Source organism: Pseudacidovorax sp. NFM-22, assembly GCF_021401245.1.
Classification (GTDB): Bacteria; Pseudomonadota; Gammaproteobacteria; order Burkholderiales; family Burkholderiaceae_C; genus Xenophilus.
On record NZ_JACBFY010000004.1, the window covers coordinates 1 to 16076 of the forward strand.

Here is a 16076-nt window from a genome sequence, read left to right on the forward strand (position 1 = left end):
GTGGGGTCGGCGATGCGGTGGACCACCTCGGCGCCGGCGCCCGCCAGATCAACGCCCTCATCACCGAAGCAGAGTTGCTGGGCGAACACGGCCGCCACCTGCGCTACCGCCTCGTCCTGCGCCCCTGGCTGCATCTGGCCACGCTGAACGCGGAGTGCCGCATCTTCCAGAACGCCACCGTCGTCGACATCCTGGACGCCCTGCTGGCGAACTACCCCTTCCCCGTCGACAAGCGCCTGGCCGAGACCTTCCCCATCCGCGACTACCAGACCCAGTTCAACGAAAGCGACTTCGCCTTCTTCGAGCGGCTGTGCCAGGAGTGGGGCATCAGCTATCACTTCGAGCACGACGCCGGGGCTCACCGGCTGGTGCTCTCGGACCATCTGGGTGCCTTCGGCCCCAACCCCAGCGAGGCCTATCGGCAGGTGGCCTACCACCCGCCCGGCTGGAAGCTCGATGCCGAGTACCTGCATGCCTTCATGCCCGCCAGCCGCATCACCAGCGGGCGGTACAGCAGCCGCGAGTACGACTACACCCGGCCCCGGGCCGACCTCTCGGTCAGCCGCAGCGATCCACGCCCCACCGGCTTTGCGGAGGCGGAGGTCTACGCCTGGCACGCGAGCCTGGGTGGCAGCCACTACGCCCAGCCGCGCGCCGGCACCGCGGGCCCGAACGACCCACTGGTCGAGGGCGACCTGATTGCGCGGCTTCGCATGCAGCAGCTGCGCACCGCCGGGGCACGCGCACGGGCCAGCGGCAACCTTCGCGGCATGGTGCCGGGCTTCAGCTTCACGCTGCAGGGCCATCCAAGGGAAGCGGCCAATGCGGAATACCTGATCCTGGAAACCGAATTCCTCATCGAGGACGTGGGGCAGGACAGCCAGGCGGCGCTGGCTGCGGGGACGACGGTAGCGCGGCCCCAGGCGCAGCAACGCTGGCAGGTGCAGGTGGACCTGCTGGCCCATCCGATCACCGAGCCGCTGCGGCCGGCGCTCACCCGCATCAAGCCGCACACCCATGGCCCGCAGACCGCCCGCGTGGTCGGCCCCGAAGGCCAGGAGCTGTGGACCGACGAACTCGGGCGCATCAAGGTGCAGTTCCCCTGGGACCGGCAAGGCCAGGAGAATCCATACAGCAGCTGCTGGGTGCGCGTCGCCAGCCCGTGGGCGGGCAACCAGTTGGGCGGCGTGCACCTCCCCCGCATCGGGCAGGAGGTGATCGTCGACTTCCTGGGCGGCGATCCGGACCTGCCCCTCTGCACAGGCCGGGTGCACAACCAGCTGAACCTGCCGCCCTGGCAACTGCCACAGCAATCGGCGCTCAGCGGCTTTCGAAGCCGGGAGCTGACCGACGGCGGCGGCAACAGCGCAGCGGGGCGCAGCAACCACCTGGTGATGGACGACACGGCCGGGCAGATCCAGACGCAACTGAAGAGCGACCACCAGCACTCCAGCCTGAGCCTGGGCGCGATCACGCGCATCGAAGACCACCAGGGCCGCAAGGACGCGCGCGGCGAGGGCTTCGAGCTGCGTACCGATGGGCACGGCGTGCTGCGGGCGCAGGATGGGATGCTGATCACCACCGAAGGGCGGGCCAACGCCGTCGAACATGCCAAGAGCATGGGCGAGACCGTCGCGCGCCTGAAGGCGGCCACGCGCCAGCACGAGGGCCTGGCCGATGCCGCCAGCATCGCCAAGGCGCAGGAAAGGGGCGCCGACCAGGACGCCGTGGCACAGCGGCTGGCGCGGCAGGCGTCCGACATCCAAGGCGAAGGCCAGGCCGATGCGGCGCAGCGGTGCTTTCCGGAGTTGCAGAGCCCGCACCTGGTGCTGGCCAGCGCGGCAGGCCTGGCCGCCACCACGGCGCAGAGCCTGCACCTGCAGGGGGGCGAGCACGTGGCCCTGACCAGCGAAGGCCACACCAGCCTGAGCGTGGGCCGGCGCTGGCTGGTCGCCGCCAAGCAGGGGTTGCGCGTGTTCGCGCGCAGGGCCGGCATGAAGTGGATCGTGGGCGAGGGGCCGGTGCGCATCCAGGCCCAGCGCGATGCCGTGCAGGCCCTGGCCCGCCAGGGCGTGACCATCCGCAGCACCACCGGCAGCATCGTCATCTCGGCCCCGGTGAGCGTGATGGTCAACGGCGGCGGCAGCTTCACCGAATGGAGCAACGCCGGCATCACCCACGGCACGCCCGGCACCTGGGTGGAGCATGCGGCCTCGCATGTGCAGATGGGGCCGTTGAGCGTCGACCAGCACCACGGCGCGCCCCCGCCCCGACGGGACGTGGCCGACTCCGTGCCGGGGAAGACCGCGACGCAGCGCCACTTCGAGGAGCAGTTCGTGCTGCTCGAACATGCCAGCGGCCTGCGGCTGGCGCAACAGAGATACCGCATCGTCTTCGACGGCGGCCGCACGGTGGAAGGCGTGACCAACGACGCGGGCGAGACCGACGTGGCGCGCAGCATGGTGCCCCAGGTCGCCAGCGTCGAGCTGCTGCGGCACAGCGAGGACGGCGTGCTGGCCCGCTATGCGCCCACGGTGTACACGCCAGCCGACCAGGACTACGCGCCCGTGTCCGAGAAGCGCGAGCGCAAGGCCCAGGCGGTCGGTGGCAAGGGGCTCAAGCCCAATGCGGACGAGGCCACCAGCCAGAGCAAGGCGCCGGTGTATGCCAGTTGCGATCCGAACAACTGGGGGATGCGCCAGCACGAGCCCAAGGGGCCCTCGGGGCAGGGGGACTATCCGGTGGCCCGGGCGTATGTGGAGGCGGTGAAGCCGGTGTTGATGAGGGCTTCATGGCGTAACGGGACATGGCCGCTGAACCTCAAGTCGATGCAGTCCATTCAGGCGCTGTTTCAGATTGAACTGCCGAAGGCTCTCGCCAAGGGAGCATTCGGATTGCCTGAGGATGCGATGCCTCGGATTCGGATCCCGACAGATGAGGAGGCTCAAGCCCTGGGCCTCACAGACTTCGAGAACGTGGACCTCAAGGGCGTCATGCGACCGACGGACTGGCTGCTGGTGGGCTACAAGGGAGGACTTCTTTCGATCCTCGCCGCAGCCAACGGCGGTGGCGACGTGGGCGACGCCGTGCGCGAATTCGCCAGCACGCTCTACCACGAGGCCCGGCACGCGCAGCAGTACTTCTGGATGTCGGCCCTGGTGCAGCAGCATCCGCTCGACTACGTCCATCTGCCCAACATCCAGCTCATCTGGGCCACCCTGATGCCGCAGGAATACCGCGAAGTGGCGGCGAAAACCCCGCTACCCAATGAACCCAGCGCGCTGGTGGGACTGCATCGCATGGTCATCGCCATGTACTACCAGTTGCTCTGCTACTACGACAGCGCAAACAAGAAAAAGCCGGACCGACCGGGCTACCTGCCCGACGTCCTGCGCACCGAGATTCCCTTGGCAAGAAAGGCCGCCTATGAATTGCTTCAAGACGTTGGGTTGGGCGGCAAGCCCATCGATGTGGACCAGATGGCTACGGCAGAGCCGGGCAGCCTCGGCTATCGCATGCGACCCTGGGAGGAGGACAGCTTCGCCTGCGAAGAGGTGGTCAAACACCTTTGGAACGGCGCTCCTGGCGCTGCTCTGCCTCCACCCGGCTTCTGCACAAGATTGTTTGACATCGCCAGCAATTCAGTTCGGCAACCCGCCCGAGGAAAAGAAAGTGATGACACCCGCTGATAAGCAGAAGGCCTGGGAGGACTACCAAGCTCGCCAACGAGCGGCTCAGGCCGTCTACGACAGCTTCCGCTACACCGATGCTCAGCGCGAACGGCTGATCGACTTCATCGGGGCAGCGATGAAGGTCATCCGTGGGGATGCGCCGTTCGAGGGCTTGGCTCGACTGCTTCCGATTTCGGATCGAAGGCCTGCCATCGTGAGTGGTGAAGCGTACCGCGGCGGCCTTACCTTTGACTTTGACGCATGCTTTCTCAACCAGTGGACCGGCATCTACATGCTCGGCACGACGGATGACCAGGGCAAGGTCGAGCCGTATCACTTCCAGATCGAACTCAGTCCGCCGATGGACCTCGACCGGGAGCGTCTTGAGCAACTTTTGAAGCTGAAGGTTGCGCCAGGATGGCTGCAGGATGGCGGCAATCTCTATCCCCCCGAAGTGATCATGCATCTGGGCATCGTGCGTCAGCCGGCCACCTTTGAGTACGACATCCTGAAGCCGGCCTACGCACCCTATCTGGTCAAGGCCAAACTCAGCTATATCAACCCTCGGGACAAAGACCCCTACACCGCAACGAGGATGGTCCGCCTCGAAATCCGCCGCAGATATCTCACTCCCGAGCAACTGCGCGAGCGCGATCAGAAGAAGTTCGGCGACATGCCCAGGACCGGCCAGCGGGTTCCCAAGGACGGCCGCTGGCTTGGCTTCTTTGCCGACGACGCACTAAATGCGGCCATCCCGATGCAGCGGCGCATCCACACCCTCGGTGATGACGGATGGTTCCCCGTCCTGAACGGGCAGGACCCTGACACCGGCCGCGTCGTGACACAGCCCGCCTGGTGGCAATGGGTCGGCCCCGACCCCATGGCCGAGGACATCGAGCGAATGTTCGGCCCCAAGAAGAAGAGCTGACCTCGCTGTCGGCGCTAAAGCAAAGCAGCCAATGGCCGGACGTGCATCGCCAGGGCATCACCTGCAATGGAAAGGCAGCCTATGAATTGCTTCAAGACGTGGGGTTGGGCGGCAAGCTCATCGATGTGGACCCGATGGCCCTGGCAGAACCCGGCAGCTTCGGCTACCGCATGCGACCCTGGGAAGAAGACAGCTTCGCTTGCGAAGAGGTGGTCGAGCATCTTTGGAACGGCGCTCCTGGTGCTGCTCTGCCTCCACCCGGCTTTTGCACAAGACTGTTCGACATCGCCACCACTGCGGTTGGTCGACCCTCAGGAGGAAAGGAAAGTCATGACACCCGATGAGAAACAGAAGGCCTGGGAGGAATTTCAAGTTCGCCAACGTGCCGCCCAAGCCATCTACGACAGCTTCCGCTACACCGAGGCTCAGCGCGAACGGCTGCTCGACTTCATTGGCGCCGCGATGAAGGTCATTCGAGGAGACGCACCGTTCGAGATGTTGTCGAGGTTGGTCCCGATCAAGCGACAGGAACCAGCGATAGTCAGCGGGCAAGCGTACCGGGGCGGCACCGAATTCACGTTCAACGCGTGCTTTCTCAATCAATGGACCAGCCTCTACATGCTCGGCACAACGGATGAGCAGGGCAAGGTCGAGCCGTATCACTTCCAGATCGAACTCGGTCCTTCCATGCGCATTGAAAGAGATCGCCTTGAAAAACTTCTTCAGCTCAAGGTTGTCCCTGGCTGGACTGCGGAGGGCGGCAACCTGCGGCCGCCTGGGTTCGTGATACTGCGAGACGGTAGCTTCCACGAGGTAAACGACAGCACCTTTGCCTACGACGTTCTCGATGCGCCCGTGGCGCCCTATGAGGTGAAAGTGGAATTCAACTATCTCCACGGACCCACCGGTGACCCGCGCACCGCAGTCCAGTTGAGCAGGTTAGAAATCCGCCGCGACTACCGCACCCCCACGCAACTGCGCAAGCGCGAGGCCGATCGCCCGTCACCGACGTCCATACATTGAGCGCGCCATCCGGTCCGGCCTGCGCAGCCCCTTCGGCTCAGGACGCCTCTGGCGCCTCCGGCACGCCCGGCTCGCCATCCATGATCTGGTACTTGCGCATCTTCTCCCACAGTACCTTGCGGCTGATGCCCAGGTGCTGGGCGGCGTCCTGGCGGCGCCAGTCGTTCACTTCGAGCGCCGCGATGATGCGGTTGCGCTCCGTCGCATTCCAGCCGCGGCGCTCCGGCGGGGCAGCGGAGGGCACCTCCACCGGACGGGCCAGCGCCAAGGCACGCTGGATCAGCGTCGGCTCCCAGCTCTTGGTCTGCCGCGCGATCACGCCCACCCGCTCGGCCAGGTTGCGCAGCTGGCGCACGTTGCCCGGGAAGGTGGCCGAGGCGATGGCGTCGGTCAGCCAGTGCGGCGCCTCGCCCAGCTCCTGCAGCAGCGGCTCGCCCAGCACGCCGGTCAGCACGGCCTTGAAGAGGGCGATCTTGTCGGCCTCGCCGCGCTCTTCGAGGCTGGGGATGCGCAGCTCGATCACCGCCAGCCGGTAGAACAGGTCGGCGCGGAACTCGCCCGCGGCCACCATCTCGCGCAGGTTGCGGTTGGTGGCCGCCACCAGGCGGAAGTCCACCCGCAGCGGCGTGGCCGAGCCCAGGCGCGTGACCGCGCCGTCCTCCAGCACGCGCAGCAGCTTGACCTGCTGGTAACGCGGCAGGTCGCCGATCTCGTCCAGGAACAGCGTGCCGCCCGTGGCCTGCTCGAAGTAGCCGCGGTGCGCATGCACGGCGCCGGTGAAGGAGCCCTTGGCATGGCCGAAGAACAGCGACTCGAACAGGCCGTCCGGAATCGCGCCGCAGTTGACCGCGACGAAGGCACCCTTGCCGTAGGTGGGATGGCCATGGTGCAGCAGTTGCGCCACGCGTTCCTTGCCCACGCCGGTCTCGCCCTGCACCAGCACCGAATGGTCGCTGCCCGCGAAGGTGTTCACCTCGGCCAGCAGCGCCTTCATGGGCTCGGACAGGGCCACCAGTTCGCCCGGCGCCGGCGCCTCGGCTGCGCGGGCGCGCAGCTGGCGCACCAGCTTGGCGACCATGGTGCGCAGCTCGGCGCAGGTGAAGTCGTAGGGCAGGACGTGCAGGTACTCGGGCGGGTAGTTGCGCGGATCACGCTCGCGCGTGCTGGCGCCGACCCAGATCACCGGCATGCCCTGCAGCAACTCGGTGGCATGCGGCAGGCCGCCGCCGTCGATGGCCGTCACGCTCATCACGGCCAGCGAAGGGCGCAGCGGCTGCTCGCGCTCGGGCAGGCTCATGAAGCGGTCATCGGCGCGGATCACGTCCACGTCGAAGCTGGACATGCAACGCGCCACCCGGTCCAGGATGTCAGCCTTGCCCTCCCAGACGTAGAGGTCGAGTTCGTCGAAGGCGGGAGAGACGCTCATGCGATTCAGAAGACCAGCTCCGCGCCGCGGCGGCAGCTCAGGCGGGCGCCGACCTCGGTGGTGGCGACGTCGACGCCCAGCGTGTCGAGCAGGAAGTCCAGCAGCGGATCGAGCAGCGGCGACAGCAGGCCGCTGATCACGGTCTGCAGCGAGCCGAGCAGGCCGTTGATCAGACTGATGGTGCCGAACAGCAGGTTGCCCAGCGTGCCGCTGCTGGTGCTGCGGTAGGGCTGGATGCTGACGTTGGCCAGCGTGCTGGCCAGGCTGCCCACGATGCCGGTGGAGGAGATGGCCTGGTAGGCCGGCGCTGCTGCGTCGATCTCGGGCAGGTTGGCGGCGGCGGGGGCGGCGTATTGCAGGGTCTGGCTGCTGCCGGCCACCGTGGTGTCGGCGCGCAGGCCCAGGGCAGATTCGAGCGTGAAGTCCGCCTGCTTCGGATCGCTCACCCAGGTGCTGCCTTTCTTCCAGCGCAAGGGGCTGCAGAGTGTGAGCAGGCAGCCGTCCGGCCGGACGGTGCGCCGGCCAAGCTCGAGGATGGAAACGGGTGCCGTCTGCGGAATTTCCGAGGAGGAGAAGAAGGCGCTTTCCGCGGCGGCCGGGGTGGCGCCGAAGCTGCCCACCTGCAGTTCACCCAGTGCCGTGGATGCGGGCACGGTGAGCGTCTTCGCGTCGCTTCCGGTGCAGCTGTAGTCGCTCACGTAGGCACGTCCACCGCCCACGCCGAGGCCCAGGTCGATGCGCGGGCTGGGTGCGATGCGCACCGACAGCGCCTCGGACGAGGGGCAGGTCACCAGTCCGCCACAGAGGATGCCGCCCAGGAAGTTGCCGATGGCCGCCACCAGGTTGAGGTTGAGCACGCCGTTGATGAAACTGGTCAGCGGCGCGAGCTGGCCGGTGACGGTGTCCAGCAGCGAATTCACCGTGCCCAGCAACCCGCCGAGTTCCACCGACACCAGCGTCCGCACCTGCGCCGTGCGCACGAAGATCCGGTTTTCTCCCATCGGGTCGAGCCGGGCCAGCGCCGGGTTGCCGATGGCCGAGATCTGTGCCGGCTCGACGACCTTGGTCTTGACCGACACCGTGCCCAGGCCTGGCAGCGAGACGGGCACCGAGGCGAAAACGGCGCTCTTGCTGTTGGCGGCCTGCACCATCGCTTCCACCAGCTGGAAGAGCTGGATCGGCACCTCCAGGCCGGCAGCCGGCGTGCCGCTTTGCACCGAGAGCAGCTCGCCGAGTTGCACGAGGGGAAGCGCCGGAGCGGCCTGGGCGGCGGCCCGGATGGCCTGCAGGGCCGTGATCGCGGAATCGAGCGTGCCCCCACTGCCGCCCGCGCCGTTCTGCAAGGCCGTGATGGCCGCGTCCAGCAGCACGCCCACGGACGCGTCGGTACGCAGCAGCGTGTCGTAGTCGCCGGCCGCGACGTTCAGGTCCACCGCCAGCGCATCGAGAAAGCGCAGCAACTGAACATCGGTCTGCAGCAGCCCGTTCCAGCCGACCGTGCTCAGATTGAGCGAGCCGCCCAGCAGCCCGCCGACCAGGGCGTTCAACAGCACCGAGCGCGAAGCGTCCACGGTGAGCAGCGTGCTGCGGATGCTCAGCGCCGCCTGCGGTTGCTGACGCGCGGCAATGGCCTCCACCGCCAGCGTGGCCGCGCCGTTGCCGGGCAAGGCCGGAAGGATCACCGCCGGCGTGCGCTGCATGGCCACGCGCACGGCGTTGAAGGGCTGCACGCCGTTCTGGAAGCGCCTGCCCGACGGGTCGGAAGACGTCGCTTCCCAGCGGCCGCATTCCACATCGCCGGCCGCCAGGCTGAACTCGCGTGGCAGATTCCGGTTGGCACCCTGCGTGCCGCTGCCATTGGCATTGGAGAGCGCCGCCTGCTGGGCCGCGGAGCAGCTGGTGGGTTGTACCTGCTGCGCGCCGGCCAGCGCCGCCAGGTCGGCGGCCTTCTGCAGGTCGCGCTTGGTCAGCAGCATGTAGCCGAGCTCGGTGCCGAGCAGCCCGATGATCAGCACGGCCAGCGCCAGGGTCGCGTTGATGACGACGGAGCCGCGCTGATGGCGTCGGCCGCCGCCTCGCCGAACGAGGCGGCCGGCCAGGGCACTGCCGGCACCATGGCCCCCGCGGATGTGGACTGGGCGGTGCGTCATGTCAGGAGGGCCTCGCCGCGCTGGCGCGCGCCTGCAGCATGTCCGGGATGAAGCGGTCGGCCAGCGGCAGCAGCGGCAGGATCGCGTTGCTGCGGTAGGGCAGGCGCACCGTCACCACCACCGGGTCGGCAGCGGCCGTGGCGCTGATCTCCAGGCCGGTCGCGGTGGACAGCGGCACCGCCAGCGAACTGCGCACTACGGCCTGGATCTGCGCCTCGGTGGGCGCGTTGTACATGACCACGGCACGCGCCCCGTCCTCGGCGGCGCGGGTGATCTGGTGCCGCGTGTAGAACACCGAGCCGAAGGTGGCCAGGCCGTAGAGCACGGTGAAGAGGGCGATGAACACGATGCCGAACTCGATCGCGGCCACGCCCTGCTGGCGCGCGCGCGTCGTGCACATGGCGCGCGCCATGGCCGGGCGACCCCTCACAGCGACCTCCCGTCGAGCAGCACGCGGGCCTGCGCGGCCACCACGTCCGGCAGCGCAAAACCGGGAAAGGGCGGCAGCACCGCCTGCAGGCCGGGTGCGCTGACGGTGACCTCGATGCTGCAGCGATTGGCCAGTTGGGCGTCGCAGCTGCTGCCGTTCTCGTACACGATGCGCGAGGCCACGGTGGGCGCGACCGGCAGCCAGCCGGTGGCCTTGCGCGTGGCCTCGGTGCTGGCCGCTGCCTGACGCGCTGCCAGCGTCGGTTGATAGCGCAGCGCGGCCCGCGCCCCATCCTCCGCCGCGTTCTGCAAGCCGAAGCGGAAGGTGAACACGATCGCGTAGCACACGATGGTGTAGATGAGCGCAAAGAACAGCAGGAACACCATCGCGTACTCCAGCGAGTACACGCCGCGCTGCACCCGCGCGGCGCGCGGCCGCGGGGCGTGGACGCGAGGGCTGCCCGTTCTCGGCATGTCGGTCGTCGTTCAGCGGGCGCCGCCGGTGGACGTGCCCGTGCCGGTGCCACCCGGGCGCACCGACACCGAGGAGCCGTACCGGTCGGGAATGGGGTGGTTGAAGCTGTTCAGGTAGCGCTCGTAGCTGCGGTGCGCCACCTCGCCCGGGATGGGGCGCGGCGTGGCCGAGGCCATCGTGCCGCTGCGCTGCAAGGCCAGCAGACGCTGCGTGGCCGCGCCGACCGGCAGCGCAGGCGGGTCGGTGGCGGCGGCCGTCTCGTCCAGGGCCGCGCCACTGCCGCCCGCGGGTGCGACCGACGGGGCAGGCACCGGCGCAGCCGCCGCCGGGCTCGGTGCGACCTGCACGGGCGTCACCTGCCGGCTGTCCGCCGATGCCGATGCGGCCGGTGGCACCGCCGAGGTCTGGGCCCGGGCCGGTGCGGCCGCGAGCAGGCCCAGGAGCAGCAGGGAAAGCAGGGTCGTCTTCGTCATGGCGTCCTTCCGGTGTCGGGGGCGTTGGGCGCGCGCTCCGCGGCGCTCGCGGTGGTGGCTGCGGCGGTCCTCGGCAGGCTGGCTCGGATGGCGGTGCGCAGGGCCAGGCCGCCGGGCGCGAAGCCGGCCGGCAGGTCGGCGGTGGCCGCAGGCGCGCCCCCGCCGGCCAGGTCGCGCGCCGCCTGGCGGATGGCCTCGCGGCTGGCCGGGGGCAGGCGCTGGGCGTCCATCAGCGCGCTCGCCTGATCGGTGCGGCCGCTGGCTTCCAGGTAGAGGGCGAGGTTGGCCTGCACCTGCGCTTGGTCGGGGCGCAGCTGGGCCGCCTGCATCAGCGGCACGCGCGCCGCGTCGATGCGGCCGGCGCGCAGCAGGGCGTAGCCCAGGTCGCTCAGCAGCAGGCCGTCGGTGGGCGTGCTGCGGCGGGCCTGCTCCATCAGGCGCGCGGCTTCGGCGAAGTCGCCCTTGCCGCCCGCCAGCAGGCCCAGGCCGTGGTAGCCGGCCGCTTCGAGCGGCGTGCCCACGAGGCGCCGGTACGCGGCGGCACTGGCGGCGTCCTGCCCGGTCTGGCGCAGCGCGTCGGCGCGCAGGCGCGTCGAGGCCGGCGTCACGCCGTGGCGCGCCTCCAGCGCATCCACGTGGGCCAGCGAGGCGAACCACAGGCCGTCCTGCTGCATGCGCTCGACCAGGCGCAGGTAGGTGCCCGCGCTGTCGATGGCGCCCGCGCCCTCGGTGCCGGCGTCGGCCGCCGCCTGCATGGTCTGCCGCTCGCGCGCGGCATCCGCGCCCGGGTATTCCGAGCGCGGCGTGCCGCTGCAGGCCGCAAGGCCCAGGCAGAGCAGGCCCAGGGCGAGGCTGGAAGGCTTGGGGGGTGTCATCTCATGCTCCCGACCGAACGGACGATTGCCAGGAAACCGGGGCCCGCGGTGACCACCAGCAGCGCGGGCAGCAGCGTGGTGACCATGATCACGGTCATCTTCACGGTGATGCGGCCGATGCGCTCCTTCATCTCCATGCGGCGGCGCTCGCGCAACCGCTCGCTGAAGATGCGCAGTGGCTCCTGCACGGCGCCGCCGTGGCGGTCCACCTGCACCAGCAGCATCACCAGGCTGGCCAGGTCCTCGTTGGCATGCAGCGTGGCCAGGCGCTGCAGCGAATGCTCGCGGGTGCGGCCCTGGGCGTACTGCCGGTTGGCGATGCCCAGCTCGAAGCCCAGCACGCGCAGCACATGGTGGAAGTCGGTGGCCATGATCTGCAGGCTCTGGTCCAGGCTCAGGCCCACGCCCTGCAGCAGGCGCAGCAGGTCGACGAAGAGCGGCAGCTCCTGCGCCACCTGCTCGCGGCGGTCCGCAGCGCGTCGTGCCAGCAGCCACTTGGGGCCCATGAAGCCGAGGGTGAAGCCGAAGGCCAGCCCGGCCATCGCCTTGGCCGGCGTCTGGCTGCCCGCCCACGCCATGTAGACCAGCACCGGCAGCAGCAGCGCCAGCCCCAGGCGCAGCAGCAGGAAGATGAGCTGCGCCCGCACGGCCGGAAAGCCGCACTGGTCGATCAGGCGCCGGTCCTCGTCGGCCACCAGCGCGCGGCCCAGGCGCGTGTCCAGCCAGTGCACCGGCAGGTCGCTGGCGCTGGGGGCGGCCAGGGGCGCATGCAGGCTGGGGTCGCCGGCCTGGCTCAGGCTGGCGCCATGGGCCAGGGCGCGGTCCAGCGCGCGCTCGTGGCGCAGCCGGCGCAGCTCGGCACTGATGAGGGCGGCGCCCAGCACCAGCAGGCCCAGGGCGAGCACCGCCACGCTGAGGGCGGCGAGCAGGGTGGGGCTGAGTTGCTGCGGCATCACAGCCTCGCCACCCGGTACAGCAGCACCGCGCCCAGCAGCTGCAGGCCCGCGCCGCCGAAGACCATCATGCGGCCCGTGCCGTCATGCCACATGCGCAGGAAGTAGTCGGGGTTGTTGGTGACGATCAGCCCGCCCACGATGAGCGGCAGCAGGCCGAGGATCCAGGCCGACAGCCGGGTCTCGGCCGACAGTGCCTGCAGCTCCTGGTCGGCCTGCTCGCGGTCGCGGATGAAGTGCGCCAGCCGCTCCAGCAGCAGGTCTGCACGGCCGCCGTAGCGCACGCCCAGGCCCAGCACGGCGGCCATCAGGTGCAGCTCCTGCACGCGCACGCTCTCGGCCGTCTGCGCCAGCGCACGGTCCAGGTCCACGCCTGCACGTACCAGACCGGCGGTGCGCTCCAGGTAGGCCCGCAGCGGCTCGCGCGCACTCGGAATGGCCAGCTGGAAGGCCGCCTGCGTCGAGTTGCCCACGGTGATGAGCCGCACCATCGCATCGATGAAGCCGGGCAGCTGGCGCACCAGCCGGCGGCGGAATTTCTGCACCCGCCACCAGAGGAAGAAGGCCGACAGCGGCAGCAGCACGGCCAGTGCCGCGACCACGCCGGGCGCCGAGGCCAGCAGGCCTGCCAGCGACACCAGGATCCCCAGGGCCAGCGCGCCCAGGCCGAGCTGGGGCGCCGACACCGCGCCCTGCAGCCAGGGCGGCAGCAGCTCGTCGAGGCGGCCGCGGCCGGACGTGCTGGCCGCGGTGGCCGCCTCGGTCGTCGCGGCCCAGGGGTCGACCAGCGTGCCATCGGCGGGTGCGGACGCCAGCGGCTGTGCACTGGCGGGCGTCGACAGCGGTGCCGGCCTGGCGCGCGGCACGGCGTCGTTGTCGGCCAGCCCGGCGAGCTGTTCGCCCAGGTGGCGCGCAGCGGCGGCCCGGCCCTGGCGTGTGGCCGCCCACTGCCACAGCAGAAGGCCGGCGGCGGCCAGCATCAGGGCCACGGCCGCCAGCAGCAGCAGGTCGATGCGCGGCGACTCAGCCACGGCGGCCCTCCGCCGCGCCCGGCGCGTTGCGGGCCAGGGTCTGGCGCAGCCGCGCGATCTTGGGCGAATGCGGCGCGATGCCCAGCGACACCCAGCGGTCGCGCTCCTCGCCATCGGGCCCGACCTGCGGCTCGTAGCGGTACAGCTCCTGCATGGCGACCACGTTGTCGTTCACGCCCGTCACCTCCGACAGCGACAGGATGCGCCGCTGCCCGCCCGAGAGCCGGCCGATCTGCACGATGAAGTCGATGGCGCTGGCGATCTGCCGGCGCAGGCTCACCTCGCTGCCCTGGTAGCCGGCAAAGCCCGCCAGCATCTCCAGCCGGTAGATGCATTCGCGCGGCGAGCTGGCGTGGATGGTGCCCATCGAGCCGTCGTGGCCGGTGTTCATGGCCTGCAGCATCTCGATCACCTCGGCGCCGCGCACCTCGCCCACGATGATGCGGTCGGGCCGCATGCGCAGGCTGTTGCGCAGCAGGTCGCGGATGGAGACCAGCCCGGCGCCGTCGAAGCCGCCCTGGCGGCTTTCGAGCCGCACCACATGGGCGTTGGCCAGCGACAGCTCGGCCGTGTCCTCGATGGTGATGACCCGCTCGGTCTCGGGGATGAAGGTGGTCAGCGCGTTGAGCAGCGAGGTCTTGCCCGAGCTGGTGCCGCCCGAGACGAGGATGTTGCAGCGCGCCCGCACCGCCATCTCCAGCACCTGCGCCATGCCGGCATCGAAGGTGCCGAGCTTGACCAGCTCGGCCGGCGTGAGCGGGTCCTTGCGGAACTTGCGGATCGACACCGACATGCCGTCCAGCGCCAATGGCTCGATCACCGCGTTGATGCGGCCGCCGTCGGGCAGGCGCGCATCGACCATGGGGTTCGACTCGTCCAGCCGCCGGCCCAGCGGCGCCAGGATGCGGCGCACGATGCGCAGCACATGCTCGTCGTCCGAGAAGCGGATCTGCTCGCGCGTGAGGATGCCGCGGCGCGAGACGTAGACGTTCTTGTGGCCGTTGATGAGCACGTCCTCGACGGCCGGGTCGTTCAGCAGGTCCTCCAGCGGACCGAGCCCGGCCAGCTCCTTGGTGAGCGCATCGGCCACCAACTGGATCTCGCGCTCGTTGATGGGCACGCGCTGCAGCCGCACGAAGCTGTCGAGCTCCAGCTCCACGAACTGCTGGATCGAGGCGCGCGACCAGCGGCCGAACTCGGCGCCCAGTTCCTCGATGCGGGTGAGCAGGTGCTCGTGCGTCCAGTTCTTGATGTCCTGGAACTGCTGGGAGCCGACGAAGGCCTGGTCGTCGTCGGCGAACTGGATGTCGGGGGACATGGCGCTCAACCCTCTTTCTTCCACAGGCTGCCGATCTGCTTGCCCAATGCACGCCAGCGGGCTGGCGACGCGGTGGCGCCGCGCGGTGCGCTGGCGCCCGGGCCGCCGCCGGGCAGCGATTCGCGCAGGCTGCGCGCCATCGCGGCCACCGCCTGGGTGTAGGCATCGCTGCGCGCGGTACGCACCAGCATCTCGCCGCGGCTGGCGGCTGCGTTGAGCGCGGCAGCGCGCGCCGGCACCACATGGGCCAGCGGCAGTTCGAGCCGCGCTGCGATCTCGCGCGCGGACAACTCCACATGGCTGTCGAACTTGTTGACCACCAGCGCGAAGCCCTGCAGGTCCAAGCCCTTGGCCTTCAGGTCCTTGAGCAGCGCGGCGGTGGAGACGATGGCGCCGATGCTCTGGTCGCACACCACCCATACGCGGTCGGCCTCGCGGGCCGTCTGGGCGATGAAGTCCACCGACGAGAAGCCGCCCAGGTCGGCCACCTGCAGGTCGAAGAAGTCGGCCAGGCGGCGGATCAGCTGGGCCGAGTCGGCATGCGAGATCTCGCGCACCTGCGCCAGGCTGGCGGGCAGCGGCAGCAGGGCCACGCCGCTGTCGTGGTGGGCCAGCGCGGTCTGCAGCAGCGTGGGGTCGATGCGGCGCAGGTTGCGCACGCCGTCCACGAAGCTGAACTCGCTGGGCGTGTCCAGGTACAGCAGCGCATCGCGCGCGGGCAGGCCCAGGTCGAGCAGGGCGACGCCGCGGCGCTGCGTGGCCGTGGCGCTGCGCTGTGCGGCGCCCGGGCCGCCCCGCTGTTCCTGCAGCAGCAGGGCCAGGCTGGTGGCCAGCGTGGTGGTGCCCACGCCGGCGCGTGCGCCCAGCAGTGCGAGCGTGCCGCCGCGCACGCTGCGCTGCGTGGCGGCACGCCGCTGCATCAGTGCCCGCAGCGTGACCTGGGCATCCTCCGGCGCACCGGCCAGGTCGATGAAGTCGTCCACGCCGGCACGCAGGGCGCCCAGCGTGGCGGCGGGGTCGGTGGCCAGGCCGGCGGCGGCCACCGGCAGCGTGGGCCAGTCCTGCCGCAGCTGCTGCAGCAGGGCGGCCGCGTCGTCGGCGCCGCCACCGCCGAAGTCGATCAGCACCGCCTGCGGCGACAGCATGCCGATGCGCTCCGCGATGCCTGCGCCCGCGCGCAGGGGCACCACCACGCCCTGGCCTGCGAGTGCGTCGGTCATCCAGGCCACGCGGGCCGGGTCGGCGCACACGAACACGTAGGTGGCGGTGCCGGCGTCGGGAAAGCGGTCGCGCGGGGCGTTCATGGCGCTGTCTTCGTTCACGA

14 protein-coding genes are annotated in these 16076 nt (G+C 70.0%); 4 read left to right on the top strand and 10 right to left on the bottom strand.

Annotated features, from left to right (window positions below; translation table 11 throughout):
• From L0984_RS14895 to L0984_RS14910, 4 genes are all read left to right on the top strand, one after another.
• Window positions 1–3689, top strand: a 3689-nt coding sequence (locus L0984_RS14895) for a type VI secretion system Vgr family protein (RefSeq protein ID WP_234194422.1), incomplete at its 5' end; no start/stop codon positions are given.
• A complete protein-coding gene (locus L0984_RS14900; RefSeq protein ID WP_234194423.1) occupies window positions 3676–4599 on the top strand; it encodes a hypothetical protein in 924 nt (307 codons plus the stop codon). The genes L0984_RS14895 and L0984_RS14900, both read left to right, overlap by 14 nt.
• 41 nt (window positions 4600–4640) lie before the next feature.
• Window positions 4641–4943 (top strand): hypothetical protein, encoded by a 303-nt coding sequence (locus L0984_RS14905; RefSeq protein ID WP_234194424.1) that lies wholly within the window; start codon window positions 4641–4643, stop codon window positions 4941–4943.
• The gene (locus tag L0984_RS14910; protein WP_234194425.1) at window positions 4930–5622 is read left to right on the top strand and encodes a hypothetical protein; all 693 of its coding nucleotides are present in this window, start codon (window positions 4930–4932) and stop codon (window positions 5620–5622) included. Before L0984_RS14905 ends, L0984_RS14910 begins: the two co-directional genes overlap by 14 nt.
• 37 nt (window positions 5623–5659) lie before the next feature.
• Here L0984_RS14910 and L0984_RS14915 read toward each other — a convergent pair whose 3' ends face one another.
• Genes L0984_RS14915 through L0984_RS14960 form a run of 10 tightly spaced genes read right to left on the bottom strand, consistent with a single transcriptional unit; the run spans window position 5660 to window position 16074 of the window.
• Window positions 5660–7048: a sigma 54-interacting transcriptional regulator gene (locus tag L0984_RS14915; protein ID WP_234194426.1), complete on the bottom strand. Its 1389-nt coding sequence runs from the start codon at window positions 7046–7048 to the stop codon at window positions 5660–5662.
• Between the two features lie 5 nt (window positions 7049–7053).
• The gene (locus L0984_RS14920; RefSeq protein WP_234194427.1) at window positions 7054–9198 is read right to left on the bottom strand and encodes a TadG family pilus assembly protein; all 2145 of its coding nucleotides are present in this window, start codon (window positions 9196–9198) and stop codon (window positions 7054–7056) included.
• Window position 9199: 1 nt separating this feature from the next.
• Entirely contained in the window at window positions 9200–9598 is a 399-nt protein-coding gene (locus L0984_RS14925; RefSeq protein WP_234194428.1) for a TadE/TadG family type IV pilus assembly protein, read from the bottom strand.
• Window positions 9599–9624: 26 nt separating this feature from the next.
• On the bottom strand, window positions 9625–10101 hold the full coding sequence (locus tag L0984_RS14930; RefSeq protein ID WP_234194429.1) for a TadE/TadG family type IV pilus assembly protein: 477 nt from the start codon (window positions 10099–10101) through the stop codon (window positions 9625–9627).
• Window positions 10102–10113: 12 nt separating this feature from the next.
• The gene (locus L0984_RS14935) at window positions 10114–10575 is read right to left on the bottom strand and encodes a DUF3613 domain-containing protein (RefSeq protein WP_234194430.1); all 462 of its coding nucleotides are present in this window, start codon (window positions 10573–10575) and stop codon (window positions 10114–10116) included.
• Window positions 10572–11450 (bottom strand): tetratricopeptide repeat protein, encoded by an 879-nt coding sequence (locus L0984_RS14940; protein ID WP_234194431.1) that lies wholly within the window; start codon window positions 11448–11450, stop codon window positions 10572–10574. Before L0984_RS14940 ends, L0984_RS14935 begins: the two co-directional genes overlap by 4 nt.
• Window positions 11447–12403 (bottom strand): type II secretion system F family protein, encoded by a 957-nt coding sequence (locus L0984_RS14945; RefSeq protein WP_234194432.1) that lies wholly within the window; start codon window positions 12401–12403, stop codon window positions 11447–11449. The genes L0984_RS14940 and L0984_RS14945 overlap by 4 nt, the downstream gene beginning before the upstream one ends.
• Complete coding sequence (locus tag L0984_RS14950) at window positions 12403–13434, bottom strand: type II secretion system F family protein (RefSeq protein ID WP_234194433.1); 1032 nt, start codon at window positions 13432–13434, stop codon at window positions 12403–12405. Before L0984_RS14950 ends, L0984_RS14945 begins: the two co-directional genes overlap by 1 nt.
• A complete protein-coding gene (locus L0984_RS14955; RefSeq protein WP_234194434.1) occupies window positions 13427–14752 on the bottom strand; it encodes a CpaF family protein in 1326 nt (441 codons plus the stop codon). Before L0984_RS14955 ends, L0984_RS14950 begins: the two co-directional genes overlap by 8 nt.
• A gap of 5 nt (window positions 14753–14757) precedes the next feature.
• Window positions 14758–16074, bottom strand: coding sequence for an AAA family ATPase (locus L0984_RS14960; RefSeq protein ID WP_234194435.1), 1317 nt, complete (start codon window positions 16072–16074; stop codon window positions 14758–14760).
• Window positions 16075–16076 lie beyond the last annotated feature (2 nt).

Excerpts from the sequence above, each read along its gene's own strand:
- L0984_RS14900 (WP_234194423.1), top strand. The coding sequence starts at position 3,676 with ATGACACCCGCTGATAAGCAGAAGGCCTGGGAGGACTACCAAGCTCGC.
- L0984_RS14910 (WP_234194425.1), top strand. The coding sequence starts at position 4,930 with ATGACACCCGATGAGAAACAGAAGGCCTGGGAGGAATTTCAAGTTCGC.
- L0984_RS14915 (WP_234194426.1), bottom strand. The coding sequence starts at position 7,048 with ATGAGCGTCTCTCCCGCCTTCGACGAACTCGACCTCTACGTCTGGGAG.
- L0984_RS14920 (WP_234194427.1), bottom strand. The coding sequence starts at position 9,198 with ATGACGCACCGCCCAGTCCACATCCGCGGGGGCCATGGTGCCGGCAGT.
- L0984_RS14925 (WP_234194428.1), bottom strand. The coding sequence starts at position 9,598 with ATGTGCACGACGCGCGCGCGCCAGCAGGGCGTGGCCGCGATCGAGTTC.
- L0984_RS14930 (WP_234194429.1), bottom strand. The coding sequence starts at position 10,101 with ATGCCGAGAACGGGCAGCCCTCGCGTCCACGCCCCGCGGCCGCGCGCC.
- L0984_RS14935 (WP_234194430.1), bottom strand. The coding sequence starts at position 10,575 with ATGACGAAGACGACCCTGCTTTCCCTGCTGCTCCTGGGCCTGCTCGCG.
- L0984_RS14940 (WP_234194431.1), bottom strand. The coding sequence starts at position 11,450 with ATGACACCCCCCAAGCCTTCCAGCCTCGCCCTGGGCCTGCTCTGCCTG.
- L0984_RS14945 (WP_234194432.1), bottom strand. The coding sequence starts at position 12,403 with ATGCCGCAGCAACTCAGCCCCACCCTGCTCGCCGCCCTCAGCGTGGCG.
- L0984_RS14955 (WP_234194434.1), bottom strand. The coding sequence starts at position 14,752 with ATGTCCCCCGACATCCAGTTCGCCGACGACGACCAGGCCTTCGTCGGC.